General features: G+C 30.4%; 17 protein-coding genes. 9 read left to right on the top strand and 8 right to left on the bottom strand.

Translation table 11 applies throughout. The features are described 5' to 3' along the window. From WHD07_RS16405 to WHD07_RS16425, 5 genes are all read right to left on the bottom strand, one after another. A complete protein-coding gene (locus tag WHD07_RS16405; protein ID WP_343329262.1) occupies window positions 1–822 on the bottom strand; it encodes a class I SAM-dependent methyltransferase in 822 nt (273 codons plus the stop codon). Window positions 823–901: 79 nt separating this feature from the next. After that, the gene (locus tag WHD07_RS16410; protein WP_343329263.1) at window positions 902–1,792 is read right to left on the bottom strand and encodes a dienelactone hydrolase family protein; all 891 of its coding nucleotides are present in this window, start codon (window positions 1,790–1,792) and stop codon (window positions 902–904) included. A 64-nt stretch (window positions 1,793–1,856) separates the two neighbouring features. Further along, window positions 1,857–2,396 (bottom strand): sigma-70 family RNA polymerase sigma factor, encoded by a 540-nt coding sequence (locus WHD07_RS16415; protein ID WP_343329264.1) that lies wholly within the window; start codon window positions 2,394–2,396, stop codon window positions 1,857–1,859. A 244-nt stretch (window positions 2,397–2,640) separates the two neighbouring features. After that, complete coding sequence (locus tag WHD07_RS16420; RefSeq protein WP_343329265.1) at window positions 2,641–2,994, bottom strand: DUF3703 domain-containing protein; 354 nt, start codon at window positions 2,992–2,994, stop codon at window positions 2,641–2,643. Between the two features lie 42 nt (window positions 2,995–3,036). Next, window positions 3,037–3,564 carry a hypothetical protein gene (locus WHD07_RS16425; protein WP_343329266.1) on the bottom strand — a complete coding sequence of 176 codons (528 nt, stop codon included), beginning with the start codon at window positions 3,562–3,564 and terminating at the stop codon, window positions 3,037–3,039. A 104-nt stretch (window positions 3,565–3,668) separates the two neighbouring features. Here WHD07_RS16425 and WHD07_RS16430 point away from each other — a divergent pair, with 104 nt between their 5' ends. From WHD07_RS16430 to WHD07_RS16450, 5 genes are read left to right on the top strand one after another with little or no spacing between them, the layout of a single operon-like run. Beyond that, on the top strand, window positions 3,669–4,172 hold the full coding sequence (locus WHD07_RS16430) for a GbsR/MarR family transcriptional regulator (protein WP_343329267.1): 504 nt from the start codon (window positions 3,669–3,671) through the stop codon (window positions 4,170–4,172). Between the two features lie 53 nt (window positions 4,173–4,225). Continuing rightward, window positions 4,226–4,603: a hypothetical protein gene (locus tag WHD07_RS16435; protein ID WP_343329268.1), complete on the top strand. Its 378-nt coding sequence runs from the start codon at window positions 4,226–4,228 to the stop codon at window positions 4,601–4,603. Further along, window positions 4,600–4,950, top strand: coding sequence for a hypothetical protein (locus tag WHD07_RS16440; RefSeq protein ID WP_343329269.1), 351 nt, complete (start codon window positions 4,600–4,602; stop codon window positions 4,948–4,950). Before WHD07_RS16435 ends, WHD07_RS16440 begins: the two co-directional genes overlap by 4 nt. Next, on the top strand, window positions 4,947–5,438 hold the full coding sequence (locus tag WHD07_RS16445) for a hypothetical protein (RefSeq protein WP_343329270.1): 492 nt from the start codon (window positions 4,947–4,949) through the stop codon (window positions 5,436–5,438). The genes WHD07_RS16440 and WHD07_RS16445 overlap by 4 nt, the downstream gene beginning before the upstream one ends. Before the next feature lie 23 nt (window positions 5,439–5,461). Then, window positions 5,462–5,830, top strand: a complete 369-nt coding sequence (locus tag WHD07_RS16450) for a hypothetical protein (protein WP_343329271.1) — start codon at window positions 5,462–5,464, stop codon at window positions 5,828–5,830. A gap of 202 nt (window positions 5,831–6,032) precedes the next feature. Here WHD07_RS16450 and WHD07_RS16455 read toward each other — a convergent pair whose 3' ends face one another. From WHD07_RS16455 to WHD07_RS16465, 3 genes are all read right to left on the bottom strand, one after another. Next, window positions 6,033–9,491 carry a methylmalonyl-CoA mutase family protein gene (locus WHD07_RS16455; RefSeq protein ID WP_343329272.1) on the bottom strand — a complete coding sequence of 1,153 codons (3,459 nt, stop codon included), beginning with the start codon at window positions 9,489–9,491 and terminating at the stop codon, window positions 6,033–6,035. A gap of 73 nt (window positions 9,492–9,564) precedes the next feature. Further along, a complete protein-coding gene (locus WHD07_RS16460) occupies window positions 9,565–10,356 on the bottom strand; it encodes a M15 family metallopeptidase (RefSeq protein ID WP_343329273.1) in 792 nt (263 codons plus the stop codon). Beyond that, window positions 10,332–10,655, bottom strand: a complete 324-nt coding sequence (locus WHD07_RS16465) for a hypothetical protein (protein ID WP_343329274.1) — start codon at window positions 10,653–10,655, stop codon at window positions 10,332–10,334. Before WHD07_RS16465 ends, WHD07_RS16460 begins: the two co-directional genes overlap by 25 nt. Window positions 10,656–10,860: 205 nt before the next feature. Here WHD07_RS16465 and WHD07_RS16470 point away from each other — a divergent pair, with 205 nt between their 5' ends. The 4 genes from WHD07_RS16470 to WHD07_RS16485 all read left to right on the top strand — a co-directional run bounded on the left by WHD07_RS16470 (window position 10,861) and on the right by WHD07_RS16485 (window position 16,197). After that, window positions 10,861–11,403: a DUF4136 domain-containing protein gene (locus WHD07_RS16470; protein ID WP_343329275.1), complete on the top strand. Its 543-nt coding sequence runs from the start codon at window positions 10,861–10,863 to the stop codon at window positions 11,401–11,403. A gap of 60 nt (window positions 11,404–11,463) precedes the next feature. Next, complete coding sequence (locus tag WHD07_RS16475) at window positions 11,464–11,628, top strand: DUF5522 domain-containing protein (protein WP_158838168.1); 165 nt, start codon at window positions 11,464–11,466, stop codon at window positions 11,626–11,628. 57 nt (window positions 11,629–11,685) lie between these two features. Further along, window positions 11,686–12,390, top strand: coding sequence for a DUF4197 domain-containing protein (locus tag WHD07_RS16480; protein ID WP_343329276.1), 705 nt, complete (start codon window positions 11,686–11,688; stop codon window positions 12,388–12,390). A gap of 681 nt (window positions 12,391–13,071) precedes the next feature. Then, window positions 13,072–16,197 (top strand): TonB-dependent receptor, encoded by a 3,126-nt coding sequence (locus WHD07_RS16485; protein WP_343329277.1) that lies wholly within the window; start codon window positions 13,072–13,074, stop codon window positions 16,195–16,197. Window positions 16,198–16,235: the final 38 nt, after the last annotated feature.

Consider the following 16,235-nt stretch of genomic DNA (forward strand, 5'->3'; position numbering starts at 1 on the left):
TTATTTCCTAACAGAAATCATCATATGCGGACTAAAAGGTAATAAATACTCATCATTTTGAGTAAGGGTTTGTAAAGCTTTTAAGGTTTTCGATTTTTTCTTATCTAACATATTTGCAAAATAGTCGTTGTCTAACCATATCATACCTTCTACAGCAAAAAGATTTATAAGGTTTAGGTTTTGTTCTAAAAACTCTGCTTTTAAACCTGCTGGTTTATGATAAAAAGCATCTGCTAATAAAAAAGGAAAATCTTTGGGTGCATCATGTACACCTGTGGTTAATTCTGCTTTACACATATCAAAAAACGAGTTGGCATGTATCATTCCATTCATTAGGCCAACAACGGTAGAAGCAGTAGCATTTATTGCAAAACCTAAAATAATTCCGCCTTTTTTCAACACTCTTTTAGCTTCTATAATTGCAGCAACTCTATCTTCTCTTTTTTGTAGATGGTATAAAGGACCGTGTAAAATTACCAAATCGGCAGAATTATCTTTAAAAGGTAGTTTTTGAGCTTCACCAATAGTAACCGTAAAAGGTTTCTTAAGCTTTTTTGCTCTTTTTTCGGCAAGTTTAATATGCTTTAAAACAGGTTCTACTAAATGTACCGTATGATTATTTTTTGCCAACCATTCAGCATATTTTCCTGTTCCACCACCAACATCTATAATGGTGTTGTTTGGTTTAGAGATGTGTTGTTGTATCAGTTCTTTAATACGTTCAAATTCAAAAATACCCATACCTTTTTCTAGTCTGGTTTCTTCTGAAGCTTTGTTGTAAAAGTCGTCTAATTCTTTACTAATAAGAGTTTTCTTTTTCACCTTAAATATTTAAAGGATAAAAGTAATTAAAATATAGTGAAATAGATTCCTGCTTTTACAGGAATGATAAAATTGTAAACTATTCTTTTAAATGTTTCTTAAAAAAAGCAATGGTTCTTTCCCAAGACAAATCTGCAGCAGCTTCATCGTACCTTGGTGTTGTATTGTTGTGAAACCCGTGGTTTACATCCGAATAAAAATATGCCTTGTGTTCAATATTATTTTCTGTCAAAACTTTGTCAAAATCTGGCCAACCTTCGTTTACTCTTTTATCTAGACCTGCATATTGTAATAATAAAGGAGCTTTAATTTGTATGGCATCCTTTTTTTCTGGTTGTCTACCATAATAAGGCACTGCAGCTACTAAATCTGGTAATCTTACCGCCATCATATTAGAAATCCATCCGCCAAAACAAAAACCAACAACAGCTACTTTACCGTTACAATCTTTATGATTTTTAAGGTAATTATAGCCAGCAATAAAGTCTTCTAACATTTCCTTTTGGTCTCTCTTGTTCTGCATTTCTCTACCTTTATCATCATCACCAGGATATCCTCCCATAGGAGAAAGGGCGTCAGGAGCCAAAGCAATAAAACCTTCTAAAGCAGTTCTTCTAGTAACATCTTTTATATAAGGATTCAACCCTCTGTTTTCGTGAACTACAATAACGCCAGGTAACTTACTCGCAGCATCTTTAGGTTTTGAGAGTAACCCTGTCATTTTTATTCCGCCTTTAGGTGAAGCATAGTGTATGGTTTCAGATATTAATCTAGGGTCTACTGGGTCTACAACAATAGAATCTACATAATTAGGAGAAATAAAACTCAATAAAGCAGGCAAGGTAATGGCACCCACAGCAAATAGAGAAAGTTTTTTTAAAAACTCTTTTCTATCTATTTTGTTATGTGCATAATCATCGTATAAATCAAATACTTCTTGACTAATATCTTCTTTTTTAAGTGTAGACATTTTGTAGTTTTTTTGAATTTGTTGTTTTAGCTAAGTTAATAAAAAAAGGAAGTATTTGTCAATTTTAATTACAAACTTTACAATCTTCTTTTGCTTTAATTTCGCCAACCAAGTTCCCTTTTTTATTAATTACAAATCCACAACAATCCATAAAACCTTGTGCAATTAATTTTCTTGCACGCTGTATTTGAGATTTTGTTGTTGATAATGATTGATGTAAATGAGTAGCAACTTCTTGCTGTTTTAATCCTTTAATATCTGATAAAAATAATGGGTCTCTATATTTTTTAGGCAAAGTTTTTAAGATACCTTTAAGGCAATCTTTTTCTGTGTGCTGGTGTTCTATTAATTCTGTTTCTGCTTCAAAACTTGCAATTTCAAAAGTCTGATTTGTAGATTTCCAATAATCTAAAATAGAATTTCTAGCGATTGTAAAGCACCATGGTTTTAATTTAGTAATGTCTTTTAAGGTGTGCAGTTTAGTGTGAATTTTGATAAAAGTATCCTGTAAAATATCATCGGCAATTGTTGTGTTTTTCACCTTGCTAATGATAAATCTTTTTAAATCTTCAGAATATGTTTTCCAAACTTTATTTGTAGTCATCATTATAATTTTTGGTTTCAAAATGTCATTTCGAACGAAGAATTTGGAAGAATCATAAAAAAATATTTTTCAATTATACCTCATTCGAAATGACATTATATGTTAGCAATTACAATTGTTACAAGAACAATTTTGGCAAGTACAATTTTTACAATCTCCGGTTTTACAACCTTCACAATTACAACTACAATTATTATTTTTCATGATATTATTTTTAATATTTACTTAATAGACTTTATAATGTTTAAAAAGATGCATTAAAATAAAAGTATTTTTTTAATTCTTTTCTAATAGGCATTTTTTTGATTGCAGAAATGTTTGATCCTCCTGTATTTCCCTTAGGAACCCAAATATAAGTAAACAGAAGAGAAGCAATTATTCTTAGAGCTTGTCCAATTATTTCTTTTAGATTTTTATTTTTTATTCCAAAAAGAAACATCCAATAATGACAGACAGTGTGTCTAATTATATGATTTTGCCCAAGAATGTGTGCGTTTTCAAAATGATAAAAAGCAATTTTGAAAGAGTTCTTTTTTAAAGCTTTTCTTCCTGATTTTAATTGATGGTAAAATGCTGTTTTTAAAAGTTGATTGTCCATTTTTGTTTTTATAAAGGACAATATTTAACTTAAAAAGATGCATTATTTAGATCTTTCTCCTACAAAATGATCAGATTTTACTTTAAAAAGTACATTAAATGTAGTTAAACTGCCATAAATTCTAGTAATGTATTGTTGTAAATCTATTTTATCTTGGTCATCTAAAGTTTTACTAGAGTTTATTTTTTGCTCCATCACTCTAATTCGGTCTCTGACCATTACTATTTTATGAAAAAACGTATCAATAGGTATTTCTTTGGTTGATAAATTTGTGTCTTCTGGTTGAAAAATTAAAGTCCCTTTTTTCCATTTATCTGCAATAGGTGAAATCTCTGTAACATCAGACCATTTTTGCAAAATAGCTTTTAAAGATTTTTCTACTTCATAAAAACTTACGGTATCAACTTCATCTTCAACAGCTTCAATTACTTCAAAATCGCTGTCTATAGCTATGGTTTCTAAACCATCTTTTATAAAAGTTACCCAATAATGTTTACTTGTTACATTGGTAACAACACCTAAACCAAATTCTGAATGCTCTATTCTAGAGCCAACTCCTAATAATTTCATGTAATTCTATTTTAAATGAAAGATAATAATTAATCTCTAAAGTATAAAGTTATTTAATTTTCAAATATTATTGAAAGTTTAGAAAATAGTTGTACATTTGACGTATGGAATTAGATGAAGCAAAAAATAAATACATTCAGACTTGGGGAAGTTTAGCAACTTCTTGGGGAATTAATAAAACAATGGCGCAAGTACATGCTTTGTTATTAGTTTCTACAAAGCCACTTTCTGCTGAAGAAATTATGGATGCTTTACAAATTTCTCGAGGAAATGTAAATATGAATGTGCGTGCTTTAATAGATTGGGGAATTGTAACCAAAGAATTTGTAGTAGGGGAGCGCAAGGAGTTTTTTGTGGCGGATAAAGACATTTGGGAGTTGTTTAAACAAATTACAAAAGAGCGCAAGAAAAGAGAGATTGAACCTGTTTTAAAAGTGTTAGAAGATTTACAAAAAGTTGATGATACTACAGAAGACGGAATGCAATTTAAAAAAGTATTAAGCGATTTATCTTCTGTAACCACAAAAGTAAACTCAATGTTAGAAACAGCTATAAAGGCGGATGAGCACTGGTTGTTGTCTAACTTTACAAAAATGATAAAAAAGTAAAAAAATTTGCAAATAAACTTTCAAATATTTCTGAAAGTTTTAAAATAAATAGTATGAAAATAACGATCTCAATAATAACTTGGATTAACAGAATTATAATGATTCCTTTTTTGATGACCTTGCTAATAGCAATATTTGATAATGAGATTTTTTTATATTCAATGTATATAGCTTTTGTGTTAGGTCTTTATCAAATACTTTCCTTTTTAGGAACGTTGTTTTTTATTAAAAAAGTAGGAGCTAGAAAAGTAAAAGAAATAGTTGCGTATGTATTAATTGTACTATTTTATTTTCTGATAAGTTACCTCATCGCAGAAAATTATAGAGGTATTAACTTAAATTCTCTTTTTCTCTTTTTAGTAGTTGCAGTTCCAATTCTGCTTTCAGTTTTCTGGACCTATATTTTAGAATCAATACACAAAAAAATATGAACCAACTCACCTACATATTATACATGCTATTGTCTAGTACTATTGTAATTCTAGTTGGTAATTGGTGTTATAAAAACGGAAAAGTGTACATATTAAATTACTTTCCTGATGATATAAATTTTGGAAACAGAATTAATAAATTACTAAGAATTGCTTACTATTTATTAAACCTTGGTTTGGCTATTTGGAGTTTGCATTCTATGAGAGAAATTGATAACGCTGTTGAGGTTGTTCTTGAAATCAGTAGCCGGTTGAGTTTTATTTTATTGATTATTGCTGGGCTTCATTTTGTTAATATTTATACTGTGTATTTAATTCATAAACATTTTAAAAAGGAAGAAAAATGAATATCAACTTAATAGAAAATTGGCGAAAAATAAGAATACACTTTAGTAAATCTTTTGGGGCAAATATGCATGTTTCTATTGCATCTGTAAATGAAGAGAATCAACCAACAATTACACCAATTGGTTCTTTGTTTCTCAATAAAGATCAGACGGGTTTTTATTTTGAAAAATTTGCATCAAAATTGAATACGAACTCAAAAACGAATAAAAATATTTGTGTTTTAGCAGTGAATAGTAATAAATGGTTTTGGTTTAAATCATTATTTAAAATGAGTTTTTCTGATTACCCTGCAGTAAAATTATATGGCGAATTAGGTGCTAAAAGACAAGCTACAGAAAAAGAATATAATGCTTTTCAAAGAAGAGTTCGAAAGACAAAAAGATTGAAAGGAAGTCAATACCTGTGGGAAGATATGAATATGGTAAGAGAAATTAAGTTTACAAAAGGAGAGAAAATAAATTTAGGAATAATGACCAAAGAAAATTAAAATAAATACTAAAATCAATAATTATGAACACTTCATTAGAATTAATCGCCTACATCATTTATTTGCCAATTGCCATCGGGTTAACAACATTAGTATCTCAGCATTTATTTAAAAATAGTAAAATTTTTATGTTGGATATTTTTCATCAGAAAGTAGAAATTGCCATGGCAACTAACAAACTTTTTAAAATAGGGTTTTACTTACTAAATATTGGTTTTGCTTTAAGGATTATCAAAATTTATGGTTTGGTAGATTATACAGATTTGGTAGAAACTTTAAGTAGTAAAATTGGTGGTTTTTCTATCTATTTAGGAATTGTTATGATTGCTTTTATTCTGTTTTTTTTAAAAGGTAGAAAAGCAAGTAAACAGACTACATTAAAAAATAATTAGTTTGATACAGTGTTATTGCGAGGCACGAAGTAATCTTGCCATAAAATAACAGATTACTTCAGTCATACTTCCTTCGTAATGACGATCCAATTGTTATTGCGAGGTACGAAGCAATCTCATTTTAAATAAACCTCTAATCTCAAAAAAAATAAAAACCACTCAATCTGAGTGGTTTTTATAAATTATCTGAAGGCATTGCCTTCTACATATTTCTTCTATATTGTCCGCCAACTTTAAATAACGCTTCTGTAATTTGTCCTAAAGAACAAACTTTGGTTGCTTCCATTAACTTCTCAAATAAATTTTCATTCTGAATTGCAGCTTCTTGTAAAATTGCAATTTGCGCTTCTACTTTCTTCGGATTCGCTTTGTTTAGCAATTCTTTAGTCTGAATTTGATATTGTTTTTCTTCTTCCGTTGCACGGATAATTTCTGCAGGTTGTACAGTTGGAGAACCTTTAGAACTTAAAAAAGTATTTACCCCAATAATTGGGAATTCTCCATTATGTTTTAACGTTTCATAATACAAACTTTCTTCTTGTATTTTAGAACGTTGATACATGGTTTCCATTGCACCTAAAACACCTCCACGTTCTGTAATTCTATCAAATTCTTCTAAAACGGCAGCTTCTACCAAATCGGTTAATTCTTCAATAATAAAGGCACCTTGAATTGGGTTTTCATTCTTAGTTAAACCTAATTCTTTATTGATGATTAACTGAATTGCCATCGCTCTTCTTACAGATTCTTCCGTTGGCGTTGTAATGGCCTCATCATACGCATTGGTATGTAAAGAATTACAGTTATCGTTAATTGCGTACAAAGCTTGCAGAGTAGTTCTTATATCATTAAAATCGATTTCTTGGGCGTGTAAAGAGCGTCCAGAAGTCTGAATATGATACTTTAACATTTGTGCTCTTGGGTTTGCACCGTATTTGTTTTTCATGGCTTTTGCCCAAATTTTACGAGCAACTCTACCAATTACAGAATATTCTGGATCAATTCCGTTAGAGAAAAAGAAAGATAAGTTTGGTCCGAATTTATTAATATCCATTCCACGACTCAAATAATATTCTACATACGTAAATCCGTTAGACAATGTTAACGCCAATTGTGTAATTGGGTTTGCACCAGCTTCTGCAATATGATAGCCAGAAATAGAAACCGAATAAAAGTTTCTAACTTGTTTTTCGATGAAATACTCTTGAACATCACCCATTAAACGCAACGCAAATTCCGTAGAAAAGATACAGGTATTTTGTGCCTGATCTTCTTTTAAAATATCCGCTTGTACGGTTCCTCTAACTTGTGCTAAAGTGTCTTTTTTTATTTGTTGATAAACATCCGAAGGTAAAACTAAATCTCCCGTTAATCCCAATAATAGTAAACCTAAACCATTATTTCCTTCAGGTAAAGTACCTTGATAAACAGGTCTTTCTAACCCTTTAGATTCATAGATTTCATTGAACTTTGCTTCAACTTGTTTTTCTAATTTGTTTTGGATGATATATTTCTCACAATTCTGATCAATAGCTGCATTCATAAAAAAGCCTAACAACATTGGTGCGGGGCCATTTATGGTCATAGAAACAGAAGTCATTGCGTGACTTAAATCGAAACCAGAATATAATTTCTTGGCATCATCTAAACAACAAATTGAAACTCCTGCGTTTCCTATTTTTCCGTAAATATCAGGTCTTCTTCCAGGGTCATTTCCATATAAAGTAACAGAATCAAACGCTGTAGAAAGGCGTTTTGCGTCCATTCCTAAACTCACATAATGAAACCTTCTATTGGTTCTTTCTGGTCCACCTTCACCAGCAAACATTCTTGTTGGGTCTTCTCCAGTTCTTTTAAAAGGATACAATCCTGCTGTATAAGGGAATTCTCCCGGAACATTTTCTTGTAAAACCCAACGTAATAAATCTCCCCAAGCTTTATATTTTGGTAAAGCAACTTTAGGAATCTGTGAATGAGATAGTGATTCACTGTGTGTTGCTATCTTTATTTCTTTATCACGCACTTTAAATGTGTAGATTGGGTCTTTATATTTCTGAACCTTTTCTTGCCAATTTAAAATCACTTCCCAGTTATAAGGGTTTAGATTTAATTTTACTTTTTCGAATTGGGCAAGTAATAATTTTAAAAACTCTTTGTCATCTTGAGCGCAGTCGAGAGACAGAATTTCATCAGAATTTAATCCAGATTTTATAATTAGAGGTTGCTTCGTAGCTCGCAATGACGTGTCGTTTTCTATAATAGAAAGAACCGTTTGATAAATTCCATATAATTTTTGAGCAACCACAACTTGGTCATCTACTTTTTTATCATACGCTCTGTTGCTTTCTGCAATTTCAGATAAATAACGAACTCTTGCAGGCGGAATTACAAATATTTTTTGAGACATTTCTTTAGTAATTTCCATTTTCGATTTTAAATCTACTCCGGTTTTCTCTACCAACTTGTCCATAATACTTTTGTACAAAGTATTCATTCCTGGATCGTTAAATTGAGATGCAATGGTACCATAAACAGGTAAATCATCTTGGTGAACATGCCACAAATTATTGTTACGCATATATTGTTTTTTTACATCTCTAACAGCATCTAAAGCACCACGTTTATCAAATTTATTAATAGCAACTAGATCTGCATAGTCTAGCATGTCAATCTTTTCTAACTGAGTTGCTGCTCCAAATTCTGGTGTCATCACGTATAAAGAAGTATCAGAATGTTCTATAATTTCGGTGTCTGATTGCCCTATTCCAGAAGTTTCTAAAATAATTAAATCAAACTCGGCTGCTTTTAAAACCTGAACAGCTTCGTTAACATATTTAGACAATGCTAAGTTAGATTGACGCGTAGCTAAAGAACGCATATAAACTCGATCACTATTAATGGCGTTCATTCTAATTCGATCTCCTAAAAGTGCGCCACCTGTTTTTCTTTTTGATGGATCAACAGAAATAATTCCGACTGTTTTTTCGGGAAAATCAATTAAAAAACGACGAACCAATTCATCAACTAAAGAAGATTTACCAGCACCACCCGTTCCTGTAATTCCTAAAACCGGAGTTTTAGAAGTTTTATTTTTAGTGTGAATTTTGTCTAAAGTATCTTTTGCAATTTCAGGGAAATTTTCTGCAGAAGAAATTACTCTTGCAATTTTACCGATTTCTTTATTTGCTAATTCTTTTAAATCTACATTTAATTTGTCTCCAATAGCAAAATCAGCAGTTTGCACAAGGTCATTAATCATTCCTTGCAGACCAAATTCTCTTCCATCATCAGGAGAATAAATTCGGGTAATTCCATACTCCATCAATTCCTTAATTTCCTTTGGAAGAATTACACCGCCTCCGCCACCAAAAATTTTAATATGTCCTGCACCTTTTTCTTGCAATAAATCGAACATATATTTAAAATACTCATTGTGCCCACCTTGATAAGAGGTAATTGCAATGGCATTTACATCTTCTTGAATGGCACAATTAACTACTTCTTCTACAGATCTATCATGACCTAAGTGAATAACTTCCACTCCGGTAGATTGAATAATTCTACGCATAATATTAATGGAAGCATCATGACCATCAAAAAGTGCAGCAGCAGTTACAATTCGTACTTTATGTGTCGGTTTGTATGTTTTTATTTGTTTCATTCGTAATAGATGTTTGTATTTACGTGTGCAATTTACGGATTTAATAAAAATATAAGTTAATTTTAACGTAATCTTAAATATTGAGGTTTGTGATTATTGGGTTTATACCATTTACATAAGCCTGAATAACGTTTAAATATTTGGCAAAAGTGTGTCCTTTAAATCCGTTTATATCTTTTAGGATAACGTTGTCATTGTAAAATTTTAAATAAAGGGTAGAAAGTGGCGTGTAAGACCAATGCCATTTTTCTTCTTGATACCCCGTTCTTCCATTTTCTTTTGATGTATAGACTTGATGAAACCCAAATCTAGCAGCATTTTTTAATAACCAATCGTATGTTTTTTTTCCTTGACCATGTAAAAAGTGAGTATTAGATAAACTGTTAAGGTCTAAATCGGTTCCCCAATGATGTCTAGATGTAGAGGGCATTGAACTGTATTCAAGAATTTTTTGAGCTCTTTTTAAAGGTGCTAAATTTTTGAATTTTACGTTCCATTTGTAATTCCATATATTCTTTTGATGCTCAAAGTTTCTAGTTCCAGAAATCACTTTTAAAGTAATCCCTTCTTTTTGAGCAGCATTTTTCATTTTAAGAAAAGCAGTCAACACTTCTTTTCTTAGATATATTTTTTTTGATGAATTTTCTTTGGGAACAATTACAAAATCGGGGTTTTTGGTGTAATCAAACTTTCCTAACACATAATTTTTTGTGAGGTATTTAGGAAGCAGCACAAGAGAGTCCTTTTTCTTGGCAACGGCAATTGTTTTTTCAGCAACTTTTTTCCGCTCTTTTTTACAGCCATTAATACATCCGAAGAAAAAAAGAAGGATACTTAGTTTTATAAATAGTTTATAAACGCCCAAAACTTTCTGTTTTTTATGTAGTTAAAATTTTTTTCATGTTGATAAGCTTCACGTTCGAAACTTATATTTTTGTAAGCAATATATCCATTTTTATGCTTTAAAAATTTAAAAAACCATTCTAACCCATAAAAAAGATAGAAGAAGATTAATAACAACTCTGCTTGTTGTTTTAAATGAATTTTCTCATGATTGATGAGTGTTGTATTTTCTTTTAGTTTTTTATCTTTTAAAAAAATAAAAGGGAATAAAGTTATTCCTACAAAACCATTGGGTACAATATATTTAGAAATCAAAATCATAAATAATAGCAGGCTAAAACTTTAGTCTAAAATAACTAGATTTGTTTAGTATTACAAATTTAGTTTGTAAATGGCATAATTATTGCTTATCTTTTAGAGTGTTAAAACCTTATGAATCACTCTTTTTTAAGAAAAATAGCAGAAGGTTTTAGCTTGTCTTTTGTAGTAGATTGGTTAATTGATTCAATAATTTAAAATAGATATCATGAAAAAAATATTCTTATTCCTGTTTAGTGCAGCGTTGCTAACCTCTTGTAATGCTATAAAAGTTACAACAGATTATGATAATAAAGTAGATTTTAATAAGTATAAAACCTTTGCTTTTTATAGACCGGGTATCGACAAAGCAGAAATTTCTGATTTGGATAAAAAAAGAATTTTACGTGCTATAGAATCTCAATTATTAGCGCAAGGTTTTTCTAAATCTGAAAATCCAGATATGTTGGTGAGTATTTTTACCAAGTCTAGAGAAAAAGTAAACGTGCAGCAAAATAATAATTTTGGATACGGTTATGGTTGGGGTTGGAATCCTTGGATGATGGGAGGCATGAATAATAATATGAACGTTTCTCAATACACAGAAGGTACCTTATTTATCGATTTTATTGATAAAAAGAAAAAAGAATTAGTTTGGCAAGGAATTGGTACTGGAGCTTTAAAACTTCAGAATAGAGAAAAAAAAGAGGCTAGAATTAATGAATTTGTAAAAGAGATTGTTTCTAGATTTCCTCCAGGACAAGAAAAATAAAAGTTTAAAAAGCGTTCTTAGGAACGCTTTTTTTATGGATTAAAATGATATTTTTGCAAGGTGTATAATAAAAGAGTAGAATTAGAGGAAGGTGATTTTTATGTAAACGAACAAGGTTATAAAGTGTTTACAGAAAAGTTTCACCTAAAAAGAGGATATTGCTGTAAAAGCGGATGTAAACATTGTCCTTATGGGTACGATAAAAAAACAGATTCTTTTAAATAACAAAGTGACTTTTAAAGGAAAATAGTTTCCAAAGAGTAGATAAATCATATAAATAAAATGATAAAAAGAATTTTAATTTTAGTGATGACAGTTCAGCTTGTGGGATGTGCGGAATTGCAAAAAGTTGCAAATCAGGTAACACAAGGAACAGGTTTAAGTCAAGAGCAAATTGGGAATGGTTTACGTGAAGCTTTAGATAATGGAATAAAAAACCAAGTTTCTAAGTTAACAGCAACTAACGGGTTTTATGGTAATGATTTGGTGAAAATTATGTTGCCAGATGAATTGCAAGCGGTAGATAATGGTTTGCGTAAAATTGGTTTAGGTAATTTAGCGGATGAAGGAATTAAAGTTTTAAATAGAGCAGCAGAAGATGCGGTAAAAACAGCGACTCCTATTTTTGTAAACGCAGTAAAAGATATGTCATTTACAGATGCTAAAAATATTCTTTTAGGAGACCAAAATGCAGCAACAACGTATTTGCAAGGTAAAACTACAGAGAGCTTAACAGCTAGTTTTAGTCCTGTTATTAACAACTCTTTCTCTAAAGTTGGTGCAGATAAGGTTTGGAGTAATTTAATTAATAAATACAATTCTATTCCTTTTGTAAATAAAGTGAATCCAGATTTAACTCAATATGTAACAAACCAAGCTTTAAAAGGTGTTTTTACAATGATTGAAGTTGAGGAAAAAGGAATTAGAGAAAAAGCAGGTTTAAGAACTTCTGCTTTATTAAAACAAGTATTTGCGTTGCAAGACTAAATAATTTACTTTTTTTAGATATAAGGTTTAAAAGACTTCCTATTTAATAGGGAGTCTTTTTTTGTTATTTTAATAGCGCTTTTTAAGATAATTATCGTTCCATAATATCACGGATTCATTTCCAGTTGGCATCACCCTATTCTTAGTTATAAAAAGAATCTTTAGTGTTTTTTTTCAAAAAATCACGAGCAAAAAATTAAGAGGGCCTATTTGTCTTTTTTTTAAAAAAAATAGCTAAAAAAAAGGTTTTTAGTCCTATGTGTTTGTTTGTTAGTGTTTTAGTTTGTTTTGTTGGTGGGTAATATTTTTTTTTGAAAAAGCAAATAAAATTGATGAAATAAAATAAAATGGATTTTTTATAAAAAATACTTTAATTAAGAAAAATGAAGATAATCAGTTGAATAAAAATAAATGCTAATTCATGGAGTTGATAAATAATTAACTTTCATATTAGTGTTTATTTACTTTTTTATGGAAAAAATTATGATATCCGTTAATTTAATGTTAAATAAAAAATAGACTTTTTAATGAGTAATTGTTAGTGTTTTGTTGAAAATGATGAATATTGTTCAATAAAAAGAGTTTTTTTTGAGTTAAAATTAAATTAATGTTAATCTTAATTTTTTATATTAAGAAAAAATTAAGATTTTTGGCGCATAATTAATTCAAATACATATAACAATGAGAAAATTTTTAAAGGTATCCCTAATGCTGTTTTTGGGGTTAATTGTGCAAGTTACTTTTGCTCAAAAGAAAACTATTTCTGGGACTGTCTCAGATCAATCAGGAAGTTTACCTGGTGTTAGTGTTTTAGTAAAAGGAACTACTAAAGGAGTTGAAACAGATTTTGATGGAAATTATAAAATTACTAGTAAAAAAGGAGACGTTTTAATATTTAGCTACTTAGGTTTTAAATCAGTAGAAAAAAAAGTAGGTAATTCTGCTTTTATTAATGTTACTTTAGAAGAAGATAATAGTGTATTAGAAGAAGTTATTGTTGTGGCTTACGGAACAACAACTAAAGAAGCCTTTACAGGTTCTGCTAATGTTGTTGGAGCAACAGATTTAGCACTTAGATCTGTAACATCTCCAATTGGAGCTATAGAAGGTAAAGCAACTGGAGTTCAGTTTCTTTCAGCTTCTGGGCAACCAGGGTCTTCACCAGATATTGTAATTCGTGGTGTTGGTACTCTTAATGGTTCTACAGATCCATTATTTATTGTAGATGGAATGCAGTTTGATGGATCTTTAGGTTCTATCAACCAAGATGATATTGCTTCTATGACTGTTTTAAAAGATGCAGCTTCTACATCTTTATATGGTTCTAGAGCAGCAAATGGTGTTGTTATTATTACAACTAAAAAAGGAAAAAAGAATAGAACTACTGTAAGTGCATCTACTCAGTATAGTGTAATTACAAGATCTATACCTAATTATGATATGGTAGGAGCAGGTTCTTATTATGAGTTAATGTGGGAAGGTTACAAAAATACAATTGGTGGTGCAAACCCAGAAGTTGAAGCTTCTGCAAAAATCTATAACCAATTAGGTTATAATCCATTTGATGTTGCAAATGATCAAATTGTTGGTACAGATGGTAAATTAAATCCAAGTGCTAACCTTAAATATCAATCTTTAGATTGGTTCGATTATTTAGAAAGAACAGGTAGTAGAAGAAATCATTCTGTAAACGTTTCTTCTGGTGGCGAAAATCATTCTATATTTTATTCTGCTTCTTATTTAAAAGAAGAAGGGTATGTTATTGAAAGTGATTATGAGAGAGTTACCAATAGGTTGAATGCCGATTTTTCACCAACTAAAAATCTTACTGTTGGTGGTAGTGCGTATATTACAACTACAAATTCTCATGGGCCAACTAGTGGAGGTGCTAGTTCTACAGCAAACCCTTTTGCTTGGGCTAACAGTTTAGGTCCTATTTATCCAGTTTATCAAGTAGATAATAATGGTAAGATTGTAAATGATGCTTCAGGAAACCCTTTATATGATTTAGGAGAAGGATATCCAGCTAACAACATTCAAACAAGACCATACAATCCAGGGAGACATGGTATTGCTGAGTTAATTTTAAACGAAGATCAAGATAAACTTAATCTTTATGGATTTAGAAATTATGCTGAACTTACTATTTTAGATGGTTTAAAAGCTAGAGTATCTTACGGTAGAGATATTCAAGACAATATTACTAAAGGATATGAAAACGAAACTGTAGGTGATGGTGCTCCAACAGGTAGATATAGTGAAGATAGATACAGAAGAGTTATTGAAAATTTTAATCAAGTTTTAACATACAATACTTCTATTAAAGATGTTCATAATGTAGATGTAACTTTAGGACACGAGAGTATGAATAGAGAGTTTTCTACATTAGGAGGTATTGCCAATACTCAAACTGCTACTGGTATTTATGAGTTTGATAATTTTGCAGCAGGAGATAATGTAAATGGAAATAGTACAGATCATAGAATAGAAGGGTATTTTGCAAGATTAAATTATAATTTTGATAGCAAATATTACTTAAGTGCTTCTGCAAGAAGAGATGGTACTTCTAGATTTTCTAAAGATGCACGTTGGGGAACGTTTTATTCAGTAGGTGGTTCTTGGAGAATAGACCAAGAGAGTTTTATGGAAAACGTTTCTTTTATAGATAGATTAAAATTAAGAGCCTCTTATGGTGAAATTGGAAACGAAAGACTTGGTACTTTTTATGCTTCTCAAGCATTGTATGAAATAATACCAAACGCAGGTGCACCTGGTATTATTTGGTCTAATACAGGAAATGTAGATTTAGAATGGGAGAACCAAATTAGTTGGGATGTTGCATTAGAGTTTGGTTTGTTTAATAATGTATTAGAAGGTTCTGTAGAATTTTATAAAAAAACTTCACAAGATTTATTATATGAATTAGGTATTCCTCTTTCTGAAGGATTAGATGTGTTTCCTACAAATTTAGGAGATATTTATAACCAAGGTTTAGAACTTAGTTTAACAGGTCATATCTTAAATACTAAAGATTTTAATTGGGACTTATCTGTACAAGCATCTACTTTTAAAAATGAAATCACTAAAATTGATAGTCCAGCAGATAACGGATCAAAACGTTGGGAAGTAGGTAGATCTAGATATGATTATTACATTTATCATTATGCAGGTGTAGATGTAGATAATGGTGATGCTTTATACTATATGTTTGAAGATACTGATGACGGAGGAAGAACTGCTGTTTTAAATGCAGATGGTACACAAGCAACTACTAACGATTATCAAGAAGCTGGAGAAGCATTTACAGATAGTAGTAGTATTCCTGATTTAATTGGGTCTGTATCTAACTCTTTTAGATATAAACAATTTTCGTTAGATTTCTTATTTACTTTTGGTATTGGAGGAGAAATTTTAGATAGTGGATACTCTTCATTAATGCACGCTGGTACTTTTGGTAGATCTTTACATGTAGATGCAGAAAATGCTTGGAGAGCTCCAGGAGATATTACAGATGTACCTCGTTTAGAAAACGGAGATCCTAACCAAACAGTTGCTGGTTCTACTCGTTTTTTAACAGATGCTTCTTACCTTTCTTTAAAAAACGTAAACTTCGGATATAATTTTGATAAAAATGTATCAGAAAAATTAGGTTTAAGTAATTTACGCGTTTCTCTTTCTGCAGAAAATGTTTTTATCAGTACAAAAAGAAAAGGATTAAATCCTCAATATAGTTTGTCAGGAACACAAACTGCATCTGACTATAGTCCTTCTAGAACAGTTACTTTAGGCTTAAATTTATCTTTCTAGAAATTATTAAATTATATAAACTATAAATAAAATATTAA

Origin of the sequence: Polaribacter staleyi, from assembly GCF_038024045.1 — a bacterium.
Taxonomy (GTDB): domain Bacteria; phylum Bacteroidota; class Bacteroidia; order Flavobacteriales; family Flavobacteriaceae; genus Polaribacter; species Polaribacter butkevichii.

Coding starts and splice junctions, on each gene's coding strand:
- WHD07_RS16410 (WP_343329263.1), bottom strand. CDS start 1,792: ATGTCTACACTTAAAAAAGAAGATATTAGTCAAGAAGTATTTGATTTA.
- WHD07_RS16415 (WP_343329264.1), bottom strand. CDS start 2,396: ATGACTACAAATAAAGTTTGGAAAACATATTCTGAAGATTTAAAAAGA.
- WHD07_RS16420 (WP_343329265.1), bottom strand. CDS start 2,994: ATGGACAATCAACTTTTAAAAACAGCATTTTACCATCAATTAAAATCA.
- WHD07_RS16425 (WP_343329266.1), bottom strand. CDS start 3,564: ATGAAATTATTAGGAGTTGGCTCTAGAATAGAGCATTCAGAATTTGGT.
- WHD07_RS16430 (WP_343329267.1), top strand. CDS start 3,669: ATGGAATTAGATGAAGCAAAAAATAAATACATTCAGACTTGGGGAAGT.
- WHD07_RS16435 (WP_343329268.1), top strand. CDS start 4,226: ATGAAAATAACGATCTCAATAATAACTTGGATTAACAGAATTATAATG.
- WHD07_RS16440 (WP_343329269.1), top strand. CDS start 4,600: ATGAACCAACTCACCTACATATTATACATGCTATTGTCTAGTACTATT.
- WHD07_RS16445 (WP_343329270.1), top strand. CDS start 4,947: ATGAATATCAACTTAATAGAAAATTGGCGAAAAATAAGAATACACTTT.
- WHD07_RS16450 (WP_343329271.1), top strand. CDS start 5,462: ATGAACACTTCATTAGAATTAATCGCCTACATCATTTATTTGCCAATT.
- WHD07_RS16455 (WP_343329272.1), bottom strand. CDS start 9,491: ATGAAACAAATAAAAACATACAAACCGACACATAAAGTACGAATTGTA.
- WHD07_RS16465 (WP_343329274.1), bottom strand. CDS start 10,655: ATGATTTTGATTTCTAAATATATTGTACCCAATGGTTTTGTAGGAATA.
- WHD07_RS16470 (WP_343329275.1), top strand. CDS start 10,861: ATGAAAAAAATATTCTTATTCCTGTTTAGTGCAGCGTTGCTAACCTCT.
- WHD07_RS16480 (WP_343329276.1), top strand. CDS start 11,686: ATGATAAAAAGAATTTTAATTTTAGTGATGACAGTTCAGCTTGTGGGA.
- WHD07_RS16485 (WP_343329277.1), top strand. CDS start 13,072: ATGAGAAAATTTTTAAAGGTATCCCTAATGCTGTTTTTGGGGTTAATT.